10 protein-coding genes, 1 tRNA gene and 1 rRNA gene are annotated in these 20978 nt (G+C 69.0%); 8 read left to right on the forward strand and 4 right to left on the reverse strand.

Annotation, left to right across the window (positions count from 1 at the left end):
• Positions 1-24 precede the first annotated feature (24 nt).
• Positions 25-2775, reverse strand: coding sequence for a TonB-dependent receptor (locus tag AC1RRS_RS11595; protein WP_492855289.1), 2751 nt, complete (start codon positions 2773-2775; stop codon positions 25-27).
• 272 nt (positions 2776-3047) lie between these two features.
• On the opposite strand from AC1RRS_RS11595, the gene AC1RRS_RS11600 reads away from it, so the two are divergent.
• The 6 genes from AC1RRS_RS11600 (at position 3048) to AC1RRS_RS11625 (ending at position 16016) form a co-directional block, all read left to right on the forward strand.
• A complete protein-coding gene (locus tag AC1RRS_RS11600; protein ID WP_487292596.1) occupies positions 3048-3794 on the forward strand; it encodes a GntR family transcriptional regulator in 747 nt (248 codons plus the stop codon).
• A 16-nt stretch (positions 3795-3810) separates the two neighbouring features.
• Complete coding sequence (locus AC1RRS_RS11605) at positions 3811-4872, forward strand: SIS domain-containing protein (RefSeq protein WP_492855291.1); 1062 nt, start codon at positions 3811-3813, stop codon at positions 4870-4872.
• Positions 4872-6023, forward strand: a complete 1152-nt coding sequence (gene nagA / locus AC1RRS_RS11610; RefSeq protein WP_492855292.1) for an N-acetylglucosamine-6-phosphate deacetylase — start codon at positions 4872-4874, stop codon at positions 6021-6023. Before AC1RRS_RS11605 ends, nagA begins: the two co-directional genes overlap by 1 nt.
• A 354-nt stretch (positions 6024-6377) precedes the next feature.
• The gene (locus AC1RRS_RS11615) at positions 6378-13046 is read left to right on the forward strand and encodes an ice nucleation protein (protein WP_492855293.1); all 6669 of its coding nucleotides are present in this window, start codon (positions 6378-6380) and stop codon (positions 13044-13046) included.
• Positions 13047-13059: 13 nt separating this feature from the next.
• The gene (locus AC1RRS_RS11620) at positions 13060-15063 is read left to right on the forward strand and encodes an O-linked N-acetylglucosamine transferase, SPINDLY family protein (RefSeq protein ID WP_492855294.1); all 2004 of its coding nucleotides are present in this window, start codon (positions 13060-13062) and stop codon (positions 15061-15063) included.
• Positions 15060-16016, forward strand: a complete 957-nt coding sequence (locus AC1RRS_RS11625) for a UDP-glucuronic acid decarboxylase family protein (RefSeq protein WP_492855295.1) — start codon at positions 15060-15062, stop codon at positions 16014-16016. The genes AC1RRS_RS11620 and AC1RRS_RS11625 overlap by 4 nt, the downstream gene beginning before the upstream one ends.
• Positions 16017-16083: 67 nt before the next feature.
• Here AC1RRS_RS11625 and AC1RRS_RS11630 read toward each other — a convergent pair whose 3' ends face one another.
• Positions 16084-16959, reverse strand: coding sequence for an AraC family transcriptional regulator (locus AC1RRS_RS11630; protein ID WP_492855296.1), 876 nt, complete (start codon positions 16957-16959; stop codon positions 16084-16086).
• 135 nt (positions 16960-17094) lie between these two features.
• Here AC1RRS_RS11630 and AC1RRS_RS11635 point away from each other — a divergent pair, with 135 nt between their 5' ends.
• Together AC1RRS_RS11635 and AC1RRS_RS11640 are read left to right on the forward strand one after the other, a co-directional pair.
• A complete protein-coding gene (locus AC1RRS_RS11635) occupies positions 17095-18057 on the forward strand; it encodes an aldo/keto reductase (RefSeq protein ID WP_492855297.1) in 963 nt (320 codons plus the stop codon).
• Between the two features lie 170 nt (positions 18058-18227).
• A complete protein-coding gene (locus AC1RRS_RS11640) occupies positions 18228-20507 on the forward strand; it encodes a tetratricopeptide repeat protein (protein WP_492855298.1) in 2280 nt (759 codons plus the stop codon).
• Positions 20508-20605: 98 nt separating this feature from the next.
• Here the strand turns inward: AC1RRS_RS11640 and AC1RRS_RS11645 are convergent.
• Together AC1RRS_RS11645 and rrf are read right to left on the reverse strand one after the other, a co-directional pair.
• Positions 20606-20682 (reverse strand) — tRNA-Met (locus AC1RRS_RS11645).
• A 57-nt stretch (positions 20683-20739) separates the two neighbouring features.
• A 5S ribosomal RNA gene (gene rrf / locus AC1RRS_RS11650) occupies positions 20740-20854 on the reverse strand.
• Positions 20855-20978 lie beyond the last annotated feature (124 nt).

Genomic DNA, 20978 nt, shown 5'->3' on the forward strand with positions numbered 1-20978 from the left:
AAACGCGTCCCCGTTTCCGGTCGCTTAGAAGGAGACGTTGATCGTCGCCTGCAGCTTGCGGCCCGTGCGGTAGACGCCGCGGGGCAGCATGGTGGTGTTGGCGTAGGCGTAGTACTCGCTGTCGAGCAGGTTCTGCGCCGAGACCGAGAGGTTGACGTTCTCGGTGAAGGCGTAGCCGGCCGTGGCGTCCAGGCCCTTGTAGGCGCGGACGAACATCTGGTCGCCGCGGTCCAGGCCCGTGAAGTACTTCGAGCGCCAGTTGTAGGTCACCCGGGCCGAGAACGGACCGTGCTCGTAGAACGGGCTGATGTTGATCTGGTGCTTGGAGTTGTAGGGCAGCGGCGCGCCGCCGTCGGCTTCCCCGTCGGCGTAGGTGTAGTTGGCCAGCAGGCCGAAGCCGAGGCCGAAGGTCTGCTGGTAGGCGAACGCCGCGCCCTTGACCGTGGCCGAGCCGGCGTTGGTCGGACGGCTGATCTGGTAGGTGGTGACCGCGTTGCGCGCCTGGTTGAAGTGCTGCTCGGCGACGGTCTGCTGGAGGATGTAGTTGCTGATGTCCTTATGGAACACCTCGGCCGACAGGATGGCCTCCGGTGCGAAGTACCACTCGATCGAGGCGTTGACGTTGCTCGACTTGTAGGGGTTCAGGTCCGGATTGCCGCCGCCTCCGGTCAGGATCTGGTCGGAGAGCCAGAAGTAGTTCGACATGTCGGCGTAGTTCGGACGCGAGATCACCTGGGCCGCGGCGAAGCGGAACACCAGATCCTCCTTCACGTCGACGATGACGTTCAGGCTGGGCAGGAAGTCCTCGTACTTCTTGGACTTCACCGTCCAGGCCCAGTCGGCGGCCGTGGTGCCGCAGCCGCTGGCGGTCTGGTTGACGCAGACATAGCCGCCGCTGTCGGACTCGGTCTTCACGTAGCGCAGGCCGAAGTTGCCGCGCACGTTGTCGGCCTGGAAGTCGGCCTGGCCGTAGAGGGCGTTGATCGTCTCCTCGATGCCCCAGTTCTGGGCCGTGAACTCGGCGTTGCCGAAGATCGTCGGCACCGGCTTGGCCTGCCAGGGACGCAGGTAGCCGCCGCTGGCGATGTAGTTGGCCAGGGCCTCGCCATCGATCTTGAAGCGGCTGCCCATGGCGTCGGTGACGCCGTCGAAGCCCTTCAGATAGTTGCTCGGCACGATCGACGGGTTGAACTGCGAGGCGCTGGCCGGGTTGCCGTAGACCGAGACGGTCACGCCCGACATCGCCTGGGTGGTCTCGTGCTTGCGGTACTTGTAGCCGATCTGCACGCGCTTGATCACGCCGTCGAAGTCCTTGCCCGCGTCGATCTGGGCGTAGCTCTCCTTGTCGGTGGTCGGCTTGGAGACGATGTTGCCGCCCCAGCCGGCGTTGTAGCCGGTCGGGCCGACCGACGGATCGCCGCCGCCCCAGCCGCCGTCGAACGAGAACTTGCTGGCGTCGGCCAGCGGATTACCGTCGGCGGTCGGGTTGGTGTAGGTCAGCACGCCCGGCGAGCCCGGCGTTCCGGTGAAGTCGACCGTGTAGTCGGCCCAGTTCAGGAACTCGCCGTAGAGCTGGCGGGTGGTGCCGCCGTCGGCCTTGGAGTAGCCGGCCTCGCCCGACACGTCGATCCCGTCGCCGGTCCACTTGCCGGTCAGGTGATAGGTGTCGGAGTTCAGCTCGGCTTCGCGGTACTGCACGTCCAGCACGCTCAGGGCGTGCTTGAACGAGGCCTTGCGGATGACGTTGTCCTCGATGGTGATCGCGGTCAGCGCGCCCAGGCTGTTCCAGGTGTTGCCCTGGAAGGCGAACAGCGACTGGTTGGTGTTGTCGTAGGTGGCCTTGATCTTCAGCCAGTCGAAGTTCAGCTCGAGGGCGTCGGTCGGGCGCCACTGGACGGCGGCGGTGTAGCTGTCGCGGACGCGCTCCTGTTCGAAATAGGAGACCGACAGCGAGTTGACGCCGCGGGCGTTCGGATTGGCCGCCAGGGTGGTGGCGCAGGTTCCGGTGCAGTTGCCGTTGGTGATCGAGCTGACCGGGTTCTCCGGGTTGCCGCCGTTGTAGTAGCTGGCCGGGATCGTGCCGTAGGACTCGATGCCGTCGCGGCGCAGCTGGTCCTTGGCGTGCTGGGCCGAGACCGCGATCCCGAAGGTCTGGTCGGCGTTCTTCCAGCTGCCCAGCACCGCCACCTGCGGGTCGGACTTCTTGGAGCGATCGTTGTAGAGATAGCTGAGCGAGCCCTGGAGGGTCAGCGACTTCAGGTCCAGCGGCTTGCGGGTGTTGACGATCACCGTGCCGCCGATGCTGCCTTCGTCGAGGCGGGGCTCGGGCGACTTGTAGACTTCCACCTTGCCGACGATCTGCGGGGCCAGCAGGGCGTAGTTGAACGTCCGGCCCGGCTGATCAAGGATGAACCAGTCGGCCGAGGCGACCGTCTGGCCGTTCAGCAGAGTGCGGTTCAGGGCCGGGTCGGTGCCCAGGATCGAGACCTTTTCACCTTGACCGAACTGGCGGTCGACGGTGACGCCCGGAACGATCGTCAGCGCTTCGGCGACGTTCGAACTCGGAAACTTGCCGACGTCCTCGGCGGTGACCACGTCGACGATGGCGTCGGCGTTACGCTTGGATTGGATCGATTGCTGAAGCGACGCACGAATACCGGTGACGACCACCTCATCGACGGAGGTCGGGGTCTCCTGCGCCATGACGGGCGCAGCGACCAATACGGCCAGCAGGCTGGCGGAAGCGGTCAGGACCGCCTTGTGAATGCTCTTCATAACTCGGCTTCTCCCCATTGTGCCGGGTCTTTGGACCCGGAGCCGAACCCCAAGCCCAATCCGATACCAATTTCTCGCGGCAAAGCCGCAAAGAGCGGTACTTCTCAGACCTCGGAGTGTGACTGTGACGAAATTTTTGCTGATGACAATACCTAAAAAGAACCAATTGCAGACCATGAGATAATTGGTATGAAAATGGTCATGAACTGTTGCGTGCGCCGCCGGGGTGCGCAAATCGCGGTAGATGCAAGCCTGACGCTGGTGGGGACCTGATGCTGTTTTCCGAAAAGATCGGGGGCCTGGACGGCAACGGGCAGGACCACGCGCCGCTGTACAAGCAGCTGCAGCGGGCCCTGCGCGAGGCGATCCAGAAGAAGGTGCTGGCGCCCGACGACGCCCTGCCGGCCGAGCGCGACCTTGCCGAAGAATTCAGCATCTCGCGGATCACCGTTCGCAAGGCGCTCGACGGCCTGGTCAGCGAAGGCCTGCTCACCCGCCGCCAGGGCGCCGGCACCTTCGTGGCCTCGCGGGTGGAAAAGAGCTTCTCGGCGCTGTCGTCCTTCACCGAGGACATGATCTCGCGCGGCCGGGTGCCGCACAGCGAATGGATCAGCCGCAGCGAGGGCCAGGTGACGCCCGAGGAATCGCTGACGCTTGGCCTGTCGCCCGGCACGCCGGTCTATCGCTTCGCCCGGATCCGCTACGCAGACGGCTCGCCGATGGCCGTGGAATACACCACCATCGCCGCCTTCGCCCTGCCCTCCACCGACATCGTCGGGACCTCGCTGTACGAGGCGCTGGAAAAGACCGGCCACCGGCCGGTGCGCGCCCTGCAGCGGCTGCGGGCCATCCTGTTCGCCGCCGAGCAGGCCGACCTGCTGGACGTGCCGACCAAGGACGCGGGCCTGCTGATCGAGCGGCGCGGCTTCCTCAAGGACGGCCGGGCGGTGGAAGTGACCCAGTCCTACTACCGCGGCGACGCCTACGACTTCGTGGCCGAACTGAACGCCCTGTCCTGATCTCGCGCCCGCCCTCGTGAAGGAAGCCGTCTTGACCCGCCCCGAAGCCCTGACGCCCGAAGCGACCCGCATGTTCCAGGAGGCCGGCGAGGCCTCGGGCGTGGTCGCCCGGCAGCTGGCGGCCAATGCGGACGCGGCGGCGAAAATCGCGCAGCGCCTGCGGGCCGCTCCGCCCCGGGCCGTGGTCACCTGCGCGCGCGGGTCCAGCGACCATGCGGCGACCTTCGCCAAGTACCTGATCGAGACCCGGGCCGGGGTGCTGACCTCGTCGGCGGCGCTGTCGGTGTCGTCGGTCTACGCCGCCCCGCAGGACCTGGAAGGGGTGCTCTATCTGGCCATCTCGCAGTCGGGGAAGAGCCCGGACCTTCTGGCGGCCGTCGAGGCGGCCAAGCAGGGCGGGGCCTTCGTTGTGGCGCTGGTCAATGACGAGACCTCGCCGCTGGCGGCTCTGGCCGACGCGGTGCTGCCGCTGCATGCCGGGCCGGAACTGAGCGTCGCGGCGACGAAATCCTACATCGCCGCCCTGGTTGCCATCGCCCAGCTGGTGGCGGCCTGGACCCAGGACGAGGAACTGACGGCGGCGCTCGAAGCGCTTCCGACCGGCCTGGCGGCCGCCTGGGCGCAGGACTGGAGCGCCGGGATCGCGGCGCTGTCGGGGGCGACCAACCTCTACGTCCTGGGACGCGGCGTCGGTTTCGGGATCGCCCAGGAGGCGGCCCTGAAGTTCAAGGAGACCTGCGGCCTGCACGCCGAGGCCTTCAGCGCCGCCGAGGTGCTGCACGGCCCGATGGCCCTGGTGAAGGACGGCTTCCCGGCTCTCGTTTTGGCCCAGCAGGACGAGACCTACGCCTCGACGCTGAAGATGGCGCAAGGCCTGGCCGAGCGCGGCGCGACCGTGCTGCTGGCGGGCGGCGAGGTTTCGGGCGCGACGACGCTGCCGTCGGCGTCGGGCCACCCGCTGCTGGAGCCGATCCTGCTGGTCCAGAGCTTCTACCGCATGGCCGCCGGCCTGTCGGTGGCGCGCGGCTACGATCCCGACAGCCCGCCCCACCTCAACAAGGTGACCCAGACCGTCTGATGGCCTCCGTCGCTCCCGTCACCGCGCTCGTAAACGCCGAGATCCTGACCCTTGCCGGTATCGTCGCCGGCCGGGCTCTGCTGATCGATGCGGCCGGTAAGATCGCCGGCCTGGTCGCGCCCGAGGCCGTCCCTGCCGACGCCCAGGTCGAGGATCTGGCCGGCGGCCTGCTGGTTCCCGGCTTCATCGACACCCAGGTCAATGGCGGCGGCGGGGTGCTGTTCAACGACGCCCCGACCGTCGAGACTATCGCCGCCATCGGCGCGGCCCACCGGCCCTATGGCACGACCGGTTTCCTGCCGACCCTGATCAGCGACGACCTCGAGGTCGTCGACGCCGCGATGCGGGCCACAGAAGCGGCAATCGAGGCCGGGATCCCCGGCGTGCTGGGCGTGCACATCGAGGGCCCGTTCCTCAACGCGCAGCGCAAGGGCATCCATGACGCGGGCAAGTTCCGCGTCCTCGACGACGAGGCCGTCGCCCTGCTGTCGTCGCTGAAGCGCGGCAGGACCCTGGTGACCCTGGCCCCCGAGACCACTACCCCGGACATGGTCGCCCGCCTGGCCGACGCTGGCGTCGTGGTGGCCGCCGGCCACACCAACGCCCGCTATGAGACGGTCCGCGCCGCGCTCGATGCTGGCCTCACCGGCTTCACCCACCTCTTCAACGCCATGTCGCCGCTGACCAGCCGCGCCCCCGGCGCGGTCGGCGCGGCGCTGGAGAGCCAGTCGGCCTGGTGCGGGATCATCGTCGACGGCCGCCACGTCGATCCGGCCACGCTGAGGATCGCGCTGCGAACCCGGCCGCTGGACCGCTTCATGCTGGTCACCGACGCCATGCCCACCGTCGGCATGAGCGACAAGCGCTTCGTCCTGCAAGGCCAGCCGATCACCGTCGAGGACGGCGTCTGCGTCGGCCCCGGCGGCACCCTGGCCGGCTCCGACCTCGACATGATCGGCGCCGTCCGCAACGCCGTCGCCATGCTGGGCCTTGGCCTGGAAGACGCGGTGATGATCGCCTCGGCCGCTCCGGCCGCGTTCCTAGGCCTGCCGGCCACGCGCGGCGTCATCGCACCGGGCCAGGCGGCCGACCTCGTGTTGCTCGACGGCGAGCGCAACGTCGTGCGCACCTGGATCGACGGGCGGGAATAAGCCCCCCTCCCCTCCGTAAAATCCCCGCGAAAGCGGGGACCCAGGTGTTTTATCGTCGAGCGCCGTGGGTTTCAGAAAAAGCCTGGGTCCCCGCTTTCGCGGGGATTTTACGGGAGAGGGTTGGGGACCAGCCCACCCCGCTTATCCACCACCGCGCGCCTTTGTATCGCGAGAGGTTGCGGTTTGTGTCGCCGCCGACGTCGCCCAGCAAAACCCCGCCCATGAAATCACCAGCATGTGCGCAAGCACATAGGCTGGCCGCCCTCGCGGTCGTTCTTGGAAGCTGGGGCTTTTGGGTCTGGAGACCACCACCGCGACACGGTCGAGGTTCGACGCCTGGCAAGGCCGCCGGCCGTGAGCTCCTACGTCTCCTCCCTGAGCGCCGCCCAGATCTCGGCGCTGACCACCACCGCGGTCTCGGCCCTCACCAAGACCGACATCGCGGCGCTGTCGACGGACCAGATCCAGGCCTTCACGGTCGAAGAGATCCAGGCCCTCTCGTCGACCCAGATCACCTATCTGTCGACCAAGCAGGTCGCGGCGCTCACCACGACCCAGATCTCGGCCCTGACGGTCGGGCAGATGTCGTTCAGCGCCGCCCAGCTGTCGGTGCTGATCGACGACCAGATCGAGGCCTTCGGCGTCGACGAGATCGCCGCCCTCACCACCCAGCAGATCAAGGGTTTCACCGCCACCGAGATCGGCGAGTTGACCAGCGCCCAGTTCGCGGTGCTGTCGCCGACCCAGCTGTCGGCCCTGACCGTCACCCAGATCAAGGGCCTGACGACCGAGCAGCTGTCGGCGCTGACCACCACCCAGCTGGCGGGCCTGACCTCGACCCAGCTCGGGGCGATGACCACCACCCAGATCAGCGCCCTGACCACCACCGCGATCTCGAGCCTGACGACCACCCAGGTCAAGGGCCTGACCGCGACCGAACTGGGCGCCCTGTCGACCGACCAGCTGGCGGTGCTGAGCACCACCCAGATCGCCGTGCTCAGCACCAAGCAGATCCGCGGCCTGACGGTCACCGAGATCGTCGCCCTCAGCATCGAGCAGCTGAACGCCCTGAGCTCGACCCAGGTCGGGGCCCTGACCACCACCCAGATCGACGCCCTGACCACCACCGAGGTCGCGGCCCTGACCATCACCCAGATGGACGGGATGACGGTCACGGAGATCGCCGCCCTCGACGCCGAGCAGATCGCCGCCCTCAGCGTCACCCAGATCGACGAGCTGTCGAAGACCCAGATCAAGGGCCTGACGGCCACCGCCCTGTCGGGGCTGACCTCCGAGCAGGCCTCGGCCCTGACGGCCACCCAGCTGGGCAACCTGACCACCACCCAGGTCAAGGGCCTGTCCGAGGACTTCATCTCGGCCCTGACCACCACCCAGCTGCGCGGCTTCACCTCGACCGAGCTGGCGGCGCTGAAGACCACCCAGATCGAGGCCCTGACGGTCGAGCAGCTGCAATCGCTGACCACCACCCAGATCCGCGGCCTGACGACCACCTCGCTGCAGGCGCTGAACGCGACCCAGTTCGCCGCCCTGAGTTCGACCCAGATCGGGGCCCTGACGGTCACCCAGATCAAGGGCCTCAGCACCACCGAGATCTCGGCCCTGAGCGAGACCCAGCTATCGGGCCTGACGGCCGTGCAGGTGGCGGTGCTGACCACCACCCAGATCGGCGCCCTGTCGGCGACCGAGATCAACGGCCTGACGACCTCGCAGCGGGCCGCCCTCACCTACACCCAGATCTCGGCCATCAGCGTCGACGAGATCGACGACCTGACCACCACCGTCGTCGCCGCCTTCACCACCACCCAGCTCAAGGGCCTGACCAAGGGCGAGGCCGCGGCCCTGACGGTGGAGCAGGTGTCGAGCCTGTCGTCCAAGCAGCTGGCCGCGCTCAGCACCACCGCCACGGCGGGCCTGACCGAGGACCAGATCGCCGCCCTCACCACGACCCAGGCGGCGGGCCTCACCTCGACCCAGATCGCGGCCCTGACCACCACAGAGGTCAGCGCCCTGACGGCGACCGTGCTGGCCTCGCTGAGCGCCAACCAGGTCAAGGGCCTGACCGCCACGGCCGCCGCCGCGCTGGACGCCGACACCCAGCTGGCGGCCCTGACCTCGACCCAGACGGCGGCCCTGACCGCCACGGCGCTGGGCGGCCTGACGAGCGACCAGGTCGCGGCCATGACCACGACCCAGCTGGCCGCGCTGAACTCGACCCAGATCGGCGCCCTGTCGACCGCGGCCCTGGCCGGCCTGACCGCCACCCAGATCACCAGCCTCAGCACCACCCAGCTGCGCGGCCTGACCTCGACCGACATCAGCAAGCTGTCGACGACCCAGGTCGAGGCGCTGAGCGCCACCCAGATGGCCAGCCTGACGACCACCCAGCTGGCCGGGCTGACCACCACCGAGATCGCCGCCCTCAGCGGAACCCAGCTGGCGGCGCTCAGCACCACCCAGTTCGCGGCCCTGTCCTCGACCGGCATCTCGGGCCTGACCGAGGAGCAGGTCTCGGCCCTGACCAGCACCCAGCTGTCGGCCATGACCTCGACCCAGCTGCGCGGGCTGACCACCACCCAGCTGGACAGCCTGTCGACCACGGCCATCTCCAGCCTGACGGCGACCCAGCTGGCCGGCCTGACCGCCACCCAGATCGCCAACCTGTCGACCGAGCAGGTGGCCTCGCTGACCACCAGCCAGCTGGTCGCCCTGACGACGACGGCGATCGCGGGCCTGACCTCGACCGAGGTCGCGGCGCTGACCACCACCCAGGTCAAGGCTCTGACCTCGACGCAGCTGGCGGCTCTGACCACGACGGCGGTCCAGGGGCTGACCAGCACCGAGATCGCGGCCCTCTCGACCACCCAGCTGGCGGGGCTGACGACCACCCAGATCGGGGCGCTGACCACCGACCAGGTCCGCGCCCTGACCACGACCGAGATCGGCGCCCTGGCGACCACGCAGGTGGCGGGCCTGACCAGGACCGAGGTCGCCGCCCTGACGACGACCCAGCTGGCGGCCATGACCTCCACCCAGCTGAAGGCGCTGACCACCACGGCGATCACGGGCTTCACCGAGACCCAGATCGACGCCCTGACCACGACCCAGATCGCGGGCCTGACCTCGACCCAGATCGGCGCCCTGACCGCCACCGAGATCGCCGAGTTCGACGTCACCCAGCTGGCCTCGCTGACCACCACCCAGGTCAAGGGCCTCACCACCACCCAGATGGGCGCCCTGACGGCCGATCAGGTGGCGGGGCTGACGACCACCGAGGTCGCGACCCTGACCTCGACCCAGATCGGGGCGATCAGCGCCGACGCCGTGGCCGGCCTGACGACCACCGAGCTGGCCGCCCTCACCACCACCCAGCTCAAAGGCCTGAAGGCCACGCAGCTGGAGGCCCTGACCACCGGTCAGCTGGCCAGCCTCAGCTCGACCCAGATCGGCGCCCTGACGGCCACGGCCGTCGCCGGGCTCAGCGAAGACCAGATGGCCTCGCTGACGACGACCCAGCTGGCCGGGCTGACGACCACCCAGATCTCGGCCCTGACCACCGACGAGATCGGCGGCCTCGACGCCACCGACCTGCAGTCGCTGACCACCACCCAGATCAAGGGCCTGACCGCCACCCAGATCGAGTCGCTGGACACCGGGACCCAGATCTCGGCCCTGACCTCGACCCAGCTGTCGGTGCTGACCGCGACGGCCCTGGCCGGCCTGACCGAGGACCAGGTCGCGGCCCTGACCACGACCCAGCTTTCGGGCTTCACCTCGACCCAGATCGGGGCGCTGTCGACCGACGCCCTGGCGGGGCTGACCACCAGCCAGATCGGCGCGCTGACCACGACCCAGCTTTCGGGCCTGACCGTCACCGAGATCGCCAACCTGGCCACCACCCAGCTGGCCGCCCTCAGCACCACCCAGTTCGCGGCGCTGAACACCACGCAGTTGGCCGCCCTGACCGTCACCGAGATCGAGTCGCTGTCGGGCGAGCAGCTGTCGGCGCTGAACTCGACCCAGCTCAGCGCCCTCTCCACCACCGGCATCGCCGGCCTTAGCGCCACCCAGATCGCCTCGCTGACCACAACCCAGCTGACCACCCTGACGGCCACCCAGGTCGCGGCCCTGACGACGACGCAGATCGGCGGCCTCACCGTCACCGAGATGGCGGCCCTGACCACCACCCAGCTGCAGGCCCTGACGGCCACGCAGATCGCCTCGCTGACCACCACCCAGCTACAGGCGCTGAGCACCGGCCAGATGGGGTCGCTGACCACCACCCAGTTGGGCGCCCTGACCTCGAACCAGGCCGCCAACCTGACCGCCACCCAGCTGGCGGCCTTCAACTCGACCCAGATCTCGGCCCTGTCGACCACGGCCGTCGCCGGCCTGACGACCACCGAGATCGCCTCGCTGACCACCACCCAGCTGCGCGGCCTCACCTCGGCCCAGGTCGGAGCCCTGACCACCAGCGAGATCGCCGCCATCACCACGACCGGCCTGGCGGCCATGAGCACCACCCAGCTGCTGGGCCTGACCAGCACCGAGGCCGAGGCCCTGACCACCAGCCAGATCGAGGCCCTGACCTCGACCCAGGTGGCCGCCCTGACGACGACGGCGATCTCGGGCCTGACGTCGGGCCAGGTCGAGGCGCTGTCGACCACCCAGCTGCACCGCCTGACCTCGACCCAGATCGCCGCGCTCGATCCCGAGGCCCTGGCCGGCCTGACCACGACCGACATTTCGACGCTGACCACCACCCAGGTGAAGGGGCTGACCGCGACCGAGATCGCGTCGCTCACGACCACCCAGATCGGCGCCTTCACCACCACCCAGATCTCGGCCCTGACGGCCAGCGCCCTGACCGGCCTCAGCGACGACCAGTTGGGCGCGCTGTCGAGCAGCCAGCTGGCGGCCCTGACCTCCACCCAGATCGCCGGCCTGACGACCACCGAGATCGGGGCCCTGACGACCGAACAGATCGCCGCCCTGACCACGACCCAGATCGCGGGCCTGTCGACCACCCAGATCGCGTCCCTGACCACCACCCAGCTGTCGGCCTTCAGCACGGCCGACATCGCAGCCCTGTCGACCACCCAGGTCGCGGCCCTGACCTCGACCGAGATCGCCAGCCTGTCGGTCGACCAGATCGGCGCCCTGACCGCCGCACAGGTCTCGGCCCTGACGGCCACGGGCCTCAGCGGCCTGTCCTCGACCCAGCTGGCGGCCCTGACCTCCACCCAGCTGACGGCGCTGAGCTCGACCCAGATCTCGGGCCTGTCGACCACCCTGATCAGCGCCCTGACCACCACCGAGATCGCCGCGCTCACCACCACCCAGATGCGCGGCCTCACCTCGACCCAGATCGGGGCCCTGACCACCAGCCAGATCGCCGGGCTGACCACCACCGGCGTCGCGGCCCTGACCACCACCCAGCTGTCGGGCCTGACCAAGACCGAGATGGCGGCCTTCTCGGCGGCGCAGCTTGGGGCGCTGACCACCACCCAGGTCTCGTCGCTGACGACCACGGCGCTGTCGGGCCTCACCTCCACCCAGCTCAGCGCCCTGACCACCACCCAGCTGCGGCGGCTGTCGGCGACCCAGATCGCCGCGCTCAATCCCGACTCGCTAGTCGGGCTGACGACCACCGAGGTGGCGTCGCTGACCACCACCCAGATGGCGGGCCTGACCAGCACCGAGGTCGCCGCCCTCACCACCACCCAGATCGGGGCCCTGACCTCGACCCAGCTGGCGGCGCTGAGCACGACGGCCATTTCCGGACTGACGGGCGACCAGGTCGCCGCCCTGACCACCACCCAGCTGTCGGGCCTGACCAGCACGCTGGTCCACGCCCTGTCGACCAGCGAGGTCGCGGCCCTGACCACGGCCCAGGTCGCGGCCCTGACCACCACGCAGCTTTCCGGCCTGACCGCCACCCAGGTCTCGGCCATGGAGGGCGAGGACGTCGCCTCGCTGACCGCCGCGCAGCTGGCCTCGCTGACCACCACCCAGCTGGCGGGCCTCGGCGCCGCCGGAGCCTCGTCGCTGAGCGTGACGCAGATCGACGACCTGTCCTCGACCCAGGTCTCGGCCCTGTCGACCAGCGCCATCGCCGCCCTGACCGCCACCCAGGTCGCCTCGCTCAGCACCACCCAGATCGACGGACTGACGGCCACCCAGATGGGCGCGCTGAGCGCCGGCCAGATCGACGCGATGTCGTCCGAGCAGATCGCCGAGCTGACCACCACTCAGTTCAGCGGCCTGTCGGCCACCGGCGTGCAGGCCCTGACCGCCGCGCACCTGGAATCCCTGACCACCAGCCAGATCGCCGCCCTGTCGCTGGCCGGGATCTCGGGCCTGACCGCCGACGAGGTGGCGCGCCTGACCACCACCCAGGTCTCGGCCCTAAGTTCCACCCAGATCGGCGCCCTGTCGGCGACGGCCGTCACCGGCTTCACCGAGACCCAGATCGCGGCCCTGACCATCACCCAGCTGGCGGGCCTGACCACGACCCAGATCGGCGCCCTGACGGTGACCGACATCGGCGAGCTGACCACCACGGCCATCGCCGCCCTCAGCACCACCCAGCTGGGCGCCCTGGTGCGCATGCAGCTGCGCGCCCTGACCACGACCCAGGTCGCGGCCCTGACCACCACGCAGCTGGCCTCGCTGAGCACGACCCAGATCTCGAATCTGGCGGTGACCGAACTCCAGGCCCTCAGCGCCACCCAGTTCGCCGCCCTGACCTCGACCCAGGTCGCGGCCCTGACCACGGTGCAGCTCGACAACCTGTCGGCCACCGACATGTCGGCCCTGACCCATACCCAGATCTCGGGCCTCACGACGACCCAGATCGCCGCGCTCGGAACGACCTTCCTGGCCAGCCTGACGACCAACCAGATCGCGGCGCTGAACGCCGAGCAGATCTCCTACATGACCGCCACCCAGCTGGCCGCCCTCAGCGTCGCCCAGCTCGCGGCCGTGACCGCCGCCCAATACTAGAGCCCCCATCCCGATGCCGGATTCCGCCGCCCCCGCCGTTGCTCCTCCGATCTCTTCACTGAGCGTCGTCGAGCTGATCAACGTCGCCGAGACCACGCGCCGCGAGCGCGGCCCCGCCGCGGCCGTGGCGATCTACCAAGTCTGGATCGCCGCCAACGGCGACAATCCCCTGCTCTATGCGGTGCTGTTCAACTTCGCCGTCGTGCTGACCGACAGCGGCGACCTGGCCGGCGCCCGCTCGCAGCTGGAGCGGGCCGTGGTGGTCAATCCCGACTTCATCCCGACCTACATCAACCTGGGCCGGGTCTATGAACGGATGGGCGCGGCCAACCTGGCCGTCCTGCAATGGACCGCCGCCACCGACAGGCTGGCGAGCGTCAACGGCCAGTCGATCGCCCACAAGACCACGGCCCTCAACCAGACCGCCCGGGTGCTGGAAGGCGCCAACCAGGACCAGCCCGCCGAGGCCATGCTGCGCCAGAGCCTGGATCTCGACCCGCGCCAGCGCGAGGCGATCCAGCATCTGCTGGCCCTGCGCCAGCGCCAGGTCGAGTGGCCGATCATCGACCCGTGGGAGCGGATGGACGCCCAGGCCCTGATGACCGGCATGTCGCCGCTGTCTCTGGCCGCCTACGCCGACGATCCGATGACCCAGCTGGCGGCGGCCTGGAACTACAATCGCCTCGACGTCGGCGCGCCCTCCGAACTGATGGACCTGTCGGTCGCCCTCTCGCGCGGCGACGACCAGCCCCTGCGCATCGGCTACCTGTCGTCGGACCTGCGCCACCACGCCATCGGCCACCTGACCGCCGAGATCTACGGCCTGCACGACCGGTCCAAGGTCGAGGTCTTCGCCTATTACTGCGGCCCCGAACTGACCGACCCGCTGCAGAAGCGGATCATGGGCGACGTTGACCACTGGGTGGCCGTCAACCGCATGGACGACGCCACGGCCGCCCGCCGCATCGCCCAGGACGGCATCCAGATCCTGATCGACGTCAACGGCTACACCCGCGACGGCCGCACCCGGCTGCTGGCCATGCGGCCCGCCCCGGTGATCGTCAACTGGCTGGGCTTCCCCGGCACGACCGGCAGCCCCTACCACCACTACATCGTCGCCGACGACTTCATCATCCCGCCTGGCGACGAGGCGTTCTATTCGGAAAAGGTCCTGCGGCTGCCCTGCTACCAGCCCAACGACCGCAAGCGCCGCGTCTCGCCCTTCCCGCCCACGCGGCGCGAGGCCGGCCTGCCCGACGACGCCGTCGTCTATTGCAGCTTCAACGGCATGCAGAAGATCACCCCCTTCACCCTGGACCGCTGGTTCACGGTGCTGGAGCGCGTGGAGAACTCCGTGCTCTGGCTGCTCAGCGGCTCGGAGGACTCGCACGAACGCCTGCGGGCCAAGGCGGCCGAACGCGGCCTGTCGCCCGAGCGGCTGGTCTTCGCCGACAAGATGGCCAATCCCGAGCACCTGGCCCGCTACGTCCTGGCCGACGTCTTCCTCGACGCCCTGCCCTACGGCGCCCACACCACGGCGTCGGACGCCCTGTGGATGGGCGTGCCGATCGTCACCCTGGCCGGCCGCAGCTTCGCCGCCCGCGTCTGCGGCAGCATCCTGCGCTCGGCGGGCCTGCCCGAACTGGTCTGCGACACGCCCGACGCCTTCGTCGACACGGCCGTCGACCTGGGCCTCGACGCCGATCGCCTGGCGCGGCTGAAGGCCCGGATCCTGACCTTGCGCGACGACAGCGTGCTGTTCGACACCCCCGGCCTCGTCGCCAGGCTGGAAGACCTCTACGCCGGCATGTGGCGCGACCTGCGCGAGGACCGCCTGCCCCTTCCCGACCTTTCCAACCTCGACGCCTATCTGGAGATCGGCGCGGCCCAGACCCACGACGATTTCGACATGCTCAGCGTCGAGGACCATCGCGGCTGGTGGCGCGAGCGGCTGGCCCGCCGCCACGCCCACCGCCCGATCCCGGCCGACAACCGCCTCTGGGACCAGCAGTCATGAGCAAGCGAGTCCTGGTCACCGGCGGGGCCGGCTTCCTCGGCTCGCACCTCTGCGAGGCCCTGCTGGCGCGGGGCGAGGAGGTGCTGTGCGTCGACAACTTCTTCACCGGCCGGCGCGCCAACATCGCCCACCTGCTGGGCCACCCGCGCTTCGAACTGCTGCGCCACGACGTGACCTTCCCGCTCTATGTCGAGGTCGACGAGATCTACAATCTCGCCTGCCCGGCCAGCCCGCGGCACTACCAGCACGACCCCGTCCAGACGACCAAGACCAGCGTCATCGGCGCGATCAACATGCTGGGACTGGCCAAGCGCACCAAGGCCCGCATCCTCCAGGCCTCGACCAGCGAGGTCTATGGCGATCCCGAGGTCCATCCCCAGGTCGAGGGCTACTGGGGCCGGGTCAATCCGATCGGCCCGCGCAGCTGCTACGACGAGGGCAAGCGCTGCGCCGAGACCCTGTTCTTCGACTACCGTCGCCAGCACGGCCTCTCGATCAAGGTCATGCGCATCTTCAACACCTACGGCCCGCGCATGGACGTCGACGACGGCCGGGTGGTCAGCAACTTCGTGCTCCAGGCCCTGCGCGGCGAGGACATCACCCTCTATGGCGAGGGCGCCCAGACCCGCAGCTTCTGCTATGTCGACGACCTGATCGCCGCCATGATCCGCCTGATGGCGACCGACGACGCCGTCACCGGCCCGATCAACGTCGGCAATCCGCACGAGATCACGATCCGCGACCTGGCCGAGCGCGTCATCGCCCTGACCGGCTCGCCCAGCCGCCTCGTCCACCGCCCCATGCCCAGCGACGACCCCCGCCAGCGCCAGCCCGACATCACCCAGGCCAAGGCCGCGCTGGGCTGGGACCCGACGACGGCGCTGGACGAAGGGCTGTCGCGCACTATCGCCTACTTCCGCGACCTGCTGGCGACGGAGCGGCGGACGGCCTAGGGGGCGACATTCTCACGCCCGTCATTCCCGCACCGTGGCGAACCGACTTCACCGCGGGGCCAAGACATCAGATGGGGTTCAGGGCCTCGAACCGTCGAACATCGCTCCTGGGAGAAACGCCGAACAGTCGCTTGTACTCGCGACTGAACTGGGAGGCGCTCTCATAACCCACGGCGTAGGCCACGCCGGCGGCGTCCCTGCCGACGACCGCCAGGCGCCGGCGCGCCTCATGCAGGCGGACGGCCTTCTGGTATTGCAGCGGAGAGAGGCCCGTAGCCGCCTTGAACCGGCGATGGAACACCGAAGCGCTCATCCCCGCCTGCTCGATCAACTGCTCGACGCTGATCGGCTCGGCATAGCGGCGCCTGATCAGCGCCGTGATCGAGCGGATGGGAGCGCCCCACCTCTCCGTGGCGACGACTTGGCGCAACAGCGCGCCCTCGGAACCGCGCATCAATCGAAACAGCAGCTCTTGCTCGATCAGCGGCGCCAGGAACCCGATTTCATCCGGCCGATCCAACAACTCCGCAAGTCGGCGCCAGGTATCGAGCACGAGCGGGTCGCACCCCGTAACTCCGAAGCTCGGCGCGTTGGCGGCTGGCGTTGCTGGAACGTGGTCGACGGCGAGGCCAGCGATCAGGACGGGATCGAGGCGCAGCACGAAGGCGTAGTAGAAGCCGACCTCCGGATCGACACGGATCTCCGCCAGGATGGGCATGTCCACCGCAGAGATGAAGTGCTGTCCCTGGCCGTATTCCATGACCGAGCCGCCGACATGGATTCGCTTGGCTCCCGACAGAACCAGGCAAATCATCGGCTCGTACATGATCGACGTAGGGGCCGTGGCGGCGGAGAGCCGCCCAATCGCGAAATTCCGAAAGGCGTTCCCCGATTTGTCGGCATGTCGCTCGGCGATGCGGCGGAGGTCTAGCAGATCGGCCATGATCCGACATTGGGCGCTCGAGACGTCCCGGACAAGACATCGACAGTTTCAGGCAAACAGTCGGGAGTTTCGGACGCGTCTTTTCGCGATGCCCCCTCCATATGAGGGGCTCGTTGTCGTGGAAGGAAAACGTCGATGAAGCACCGCAAACTTGGCGCCTTTGGACCGACCGTGTCGGCCATCGGCTATGGCGCGATGGGCATCAACCTGGCCTATGGTCCGAGCGACGCCGAGCAAGGGGTCGAGACGATCCAGCGGGCCCATCAGCTCGGCGTGACGCTCTTCGACACCGCCGAACTCTATGGCTGGGGCGAGAACGAGAAGGTCGTCGGCCGCGCGGTGAAGGACTTCCGCGACGAGATCGTCATCGCCACCAAGTTCGGCTTCACCCGCAGCTACGGCGTGGACAGCCGGCCCGAGCATATCCGGGAAGTGACCGAGAACAGTCTTCGCTACCTGGGGGTCGATCACATCGACATCCTCTATCAGCACCGGCCGGATCCGAACGTGCCGGTCGAGGACGTGGCCGGTACGGTCAAGGATCTGATCGCCGAGGGGAAGGTGAAATTCCTCGGCCTCAGCGAAGCGGGACCGCAGACCATTCGGCGCGCCCACGCGGTCCAGCCGGTCACCGTCCTGCAGACCGAATACTCGCTGTTCGAGCGTGACGTGGAGCAATTGCTGCCCGTGACGCGCGAGCTGGGCATCGGCTTCGTGGCCTATTCGCCGCTGGGACGCGGCTTCCTGACCGGCGCGGTGAAGCCCGCGGCCGAATACGATGAAACCGACATGCGCCGAAACGATGCGCGCTGGCAGCCGGGGAACTACGAGAAGAATATCCAGGCCGTTCAAGCGCTCACCGAGCTGGCCGACGCCAAGCAAGCGACCGTATCCCAGCTGGCCCTGGCCTGGCTGTTGGCGCAGGGCGACGACATCGTTCCCATTCCCGGCACCCGTCGGCAGGAACGCCTCGTCGAGAACGTCGGCGCGGCCGACCTGGTCCTGACGCAACAGGACCTGGATCGTATCGCGGAGATCCTGCCCAGCGGCGGTTTTGGCTCGCGCTACGCCGACCACTTCCTGCCTGAATGGGTTTGACGGCTTGAGCAATTGGGGGGAGCGGGCGTCCTCGCCCGCTTCCTCCCCCGGGGCTCTATCGGTAGAGGTGGACTGCGCCCTCCCCCGCCCCGAAACCGCCACCGACCGGCAATCGCCGAGCAAACTTCACCGGCCACAAGCGGCGGAAGATCGTCAGCCGGACCGCGCCCATGCCTCGCCCCCAACCCGCCGCCCTGCTCCAGGACGGCCTGGCCGCCCATCGCGGCGGCGACCTGGCCAAGGCCGAGCATCTCTACCGCGCCGCCCTGGCCGCCGATCCGCAGCTCGACGACGCCGCCCACTATCTGGGCGTGGTGGCCCAGCAGAAGGGCGACCTGGCCGGCTCCGTCCGCCTGATCCGCGCCGCCCTGGCCAGGAAGCCGACCGCCACCGCCTGGTCGAACCTCGCCAACGCCCTGTGGCTGCAAGGCCAGCTCGCCGAGGCCGAGCACGCCTGCCGCCAGGCCCTGGCCCTCGACCCCACCTGCGGCCCCGCCTTGCAGAACCTCGGCAACGTGCAGAAGGCGGCCAAGCGCTACGACGAGGCCGAGGCCACCTACGCCCGCGCCCTCGCGCTCAGCCCCGGCAACCCCGACCTGTTGTCCAATCTCGGCGTGGTGCTGGGCGCGCTGGACCGGCCGGACGAGGCCCGCGCGGTGTTCGACCAGGCCCTGGCCGCCCGCCCCGGCTTCGCCGCCGCCCTCTTCAACCTGGCTAATCTCGAGACCGCCTTCAGCGACCTCGACACCGCCCTGGCCGCCTATGACCGCCTGCTCGCCGCCGCGCCCGCCCACGCCGACGGCCACGCCGCGCGCGGCGCGGTGCTGCGCCGCCTGGGTCGCGGTCTCGAAGCCGAAGCCGCCTACGCCGCCGCCGTCGACGCCCGCCCGCAGGACGAGAAGCTGCACGGCATGCTGGGCGAGCTGCGCCTCGAGCTGAACCGATTGGACGAGGCCGAGGCCGGCGTCCGCGCGGCCATGGAGCGCTTCCCCAGGTCGTCCGACCTCAACCGCATCCTGGCCCGCGCCCGCCGCATGCAGGACGACGGCGCCGGCGCCCTGGCCGCCATCGAGGCCGCCCTGGCGCTCGGCGCTTCCGGCGGCGAGATGCAGCTGGAGCTGGGCGCGGCCAAGCGCGCCGCCGGCGACCACGACGGGGCCATCGCCGCCTATGTCCAGGCCGTGCGCCTCAAGCCCGACCTGTCGGTGGCCTACGCCAATCTCGGCGGCCTGCTGCACGAGGAGGGCCGCTCCGACGAGGCGACACGCCCCCTGCTCGACGGCCTGAAGGTCGACCCGAACCTCTCCGAACTGCACGTCAATCTGGGCGGGGTGCGGCTGTCGCAGAGCCGCTTCACCGACGCCATGGCCTCGTTCCGCGCCGCCCTGGCCATCAAGCCGGACTCGCCGGAAGCCGTGTTCGGCGTCGCCGTGGCCAACATGCACATGGGCGATCTCGACGCGGCGATCACCGGCTACGAGGCGGCCCTGGCCCTGAAGGAACTGCCCGAGGCCCGCTGGATGCTGGGCCTGGCCTTGCTCAAGCGCGGCGACTACCTGCGCGGCTTTCGCGAGCACGAGAGCCGCCTGCTGATCCGCGCCAAGAAGAAGATCGCCCGCGACTTTTCCCAGCCGCGCTGGAGCGGCCAGCCCCTGGCCGGCAAGACCCTGCTGGTCCATTCCGAGCAGGGCCTGGGCGACAGCCTGCAATGCCTGCGCTTCGTGCCGGAGGTCGCCCGCCTCGGCGCGCGGGTGCTGCTGCAGGTGCAGGAGGCGCTGCTGCCGCTGCTGGTCGGGCTCGAAGGGCCGTTCGAGACCTTCGGCCCGCACGACGCCCCGCCGGCCTTCGACTATCACTGCCCGATGTTCAGCCTGCCGACGGGCCTGGCGACCACGCTGGAGTCCCTGCCCGCCGCCGGCGGCTATCTCGCCGCCGATCCGGTCCTGACGGCGACCTGGGCCGAGCGGCTCGCGGGGATCCCCGGTCTCAAGGTCGGCGTCGTCTGGCAGGGCAATCCCCGCGCCGACGTCGAGCGCGGCCGCTCCTTCCCCTTGCGGGCCCTGGCCCCGCTGGCCGCCGTTCCCGGCGTGTCCCTGGTCAGCCTGCAGAAGGACCATGGCCTGGACCAGCTCGACGCCCTGCCCGCCGGCATGACCGTGCATGGCCTGGGCTTCGACTACGAGGTGGGGTCGTTCGCCGACACCGCCGCGATCCTGGCCAATCTCGACCTGCTGGTGACCTGCGACACCTCGGTGGGCCACCTCTCCGGCGCGCTTGGCCGGCCGACCTGGATCGCCGTCAACGCCGTCGGCGACTGGCGCTGGCTGACCGAGCGCAGCGACAGCCCCTGGTACGACAGCGTCCGCGTCTTCCGCCAGGCCGAGCGCGGCGACTGGGACGGCGTCGCCCAGGCCATGGCGGCGGCGCTGGGCGCGCTGTCAGAGGCCTGAAACGCGAAAAAGCCCCCGGCGACGAACCGGGGGCTTATCTAGAGGGATAGGCTGAAACGACAAATGGCCCCCGAAAACGGAGGCCATTCGTAGAAGTTTGGGTGCGGGGACAGGATTTGAACCTGTGACCTTCAGGTTATGAGCCTGACGAGCTACCGGGCTGCTCCACCCCGCGGCAGGGGAATATCGTGTGCAGGGTTCTTGGACTTTTGGGTGTGCATCCTTTTAGCGGACCTGGCGGCGACCTACTCTCCCGCGCCTTGAGACGAAGTACCATTGGCCCTGGGGGACTTAACGACCGAGTTCGGAATGGGATCGGGTGGGGAACCCCCGGCATAGCCACCAGGTCAGCGAAAAGGATGCTGTCTGCCTGAGATTGGGTTCAGGCAGAGATTTGAAGAAGACATCATTGTATGAGGCTTTGTAGAGCTTCATGGGTTTGACTGAAGAACGATCAAGCCTATCGAGCTA

Source organism: Caulobacter sp. GW821-FHT12A07 (assembly GCF_058807655.1).

Bases quoted from the DNA above. Each gene is read 5' to 3' on its own strand.
- AC1RRS_RS11595 (WP_492855289.1), bottom strand. From the start codon at position 2,775: ATGAAGAGCATTCACAAGGCGGTCCTGACCGCTTCCGCCAGCCTGCTG.
- AC1RRS_RS11600 (WP_487292596.1), top strand. From the start codon at position 3,048: ATGCTGTTTTCCGAAAAGATCGGGGGCCTGGACGGCAACGGGCAGGAC.
- nagA (WP_492855292.1), top strand. From the start codon at position 4,872: ATGGCCTCCGTCGCTCCCGTCACCGCGCTCGTAAACGCCGAGATCCTG.
- AC1RRS_RS11620 (WP_492855294.1), top strand. From the start codon at position 13,060: ATGCCGGATTCCGCCGCCCCCGCCGTTGCTCCTCCGATCTCTTCACTG.
- AC1RRS_RS11625 (WP_492855295.1), top strand. From the start codon at position 15,060: ATGAGCAAGCGAGTCCTGGTCACCGGCGGGGCCGGCTTCCTCGGCTCG.
- AC1RRS_RS11630 (WP_492855296.1), bottom strand. From the start codon at position 16,959: ATGGCCGATCTGCTAGACCTCCGCCGCATCGCCGAGCGACATGCCGAC.
- AC1RRS_RS11635 (WP_492855297.1), top strand. From the start codon at position 17,095: ATGAAGCACCGCAAACTTGGCGCCTTTGGACCGACCGTGTCGGCCATC.
- AC1RRS_RS11640 (WP_492855298.1), top strand. From the start codon at position 18,228: ATGCCTCGCCCCCAACCCGCCGCCCTGCTCCAGGACGGCCTGGCCGCC.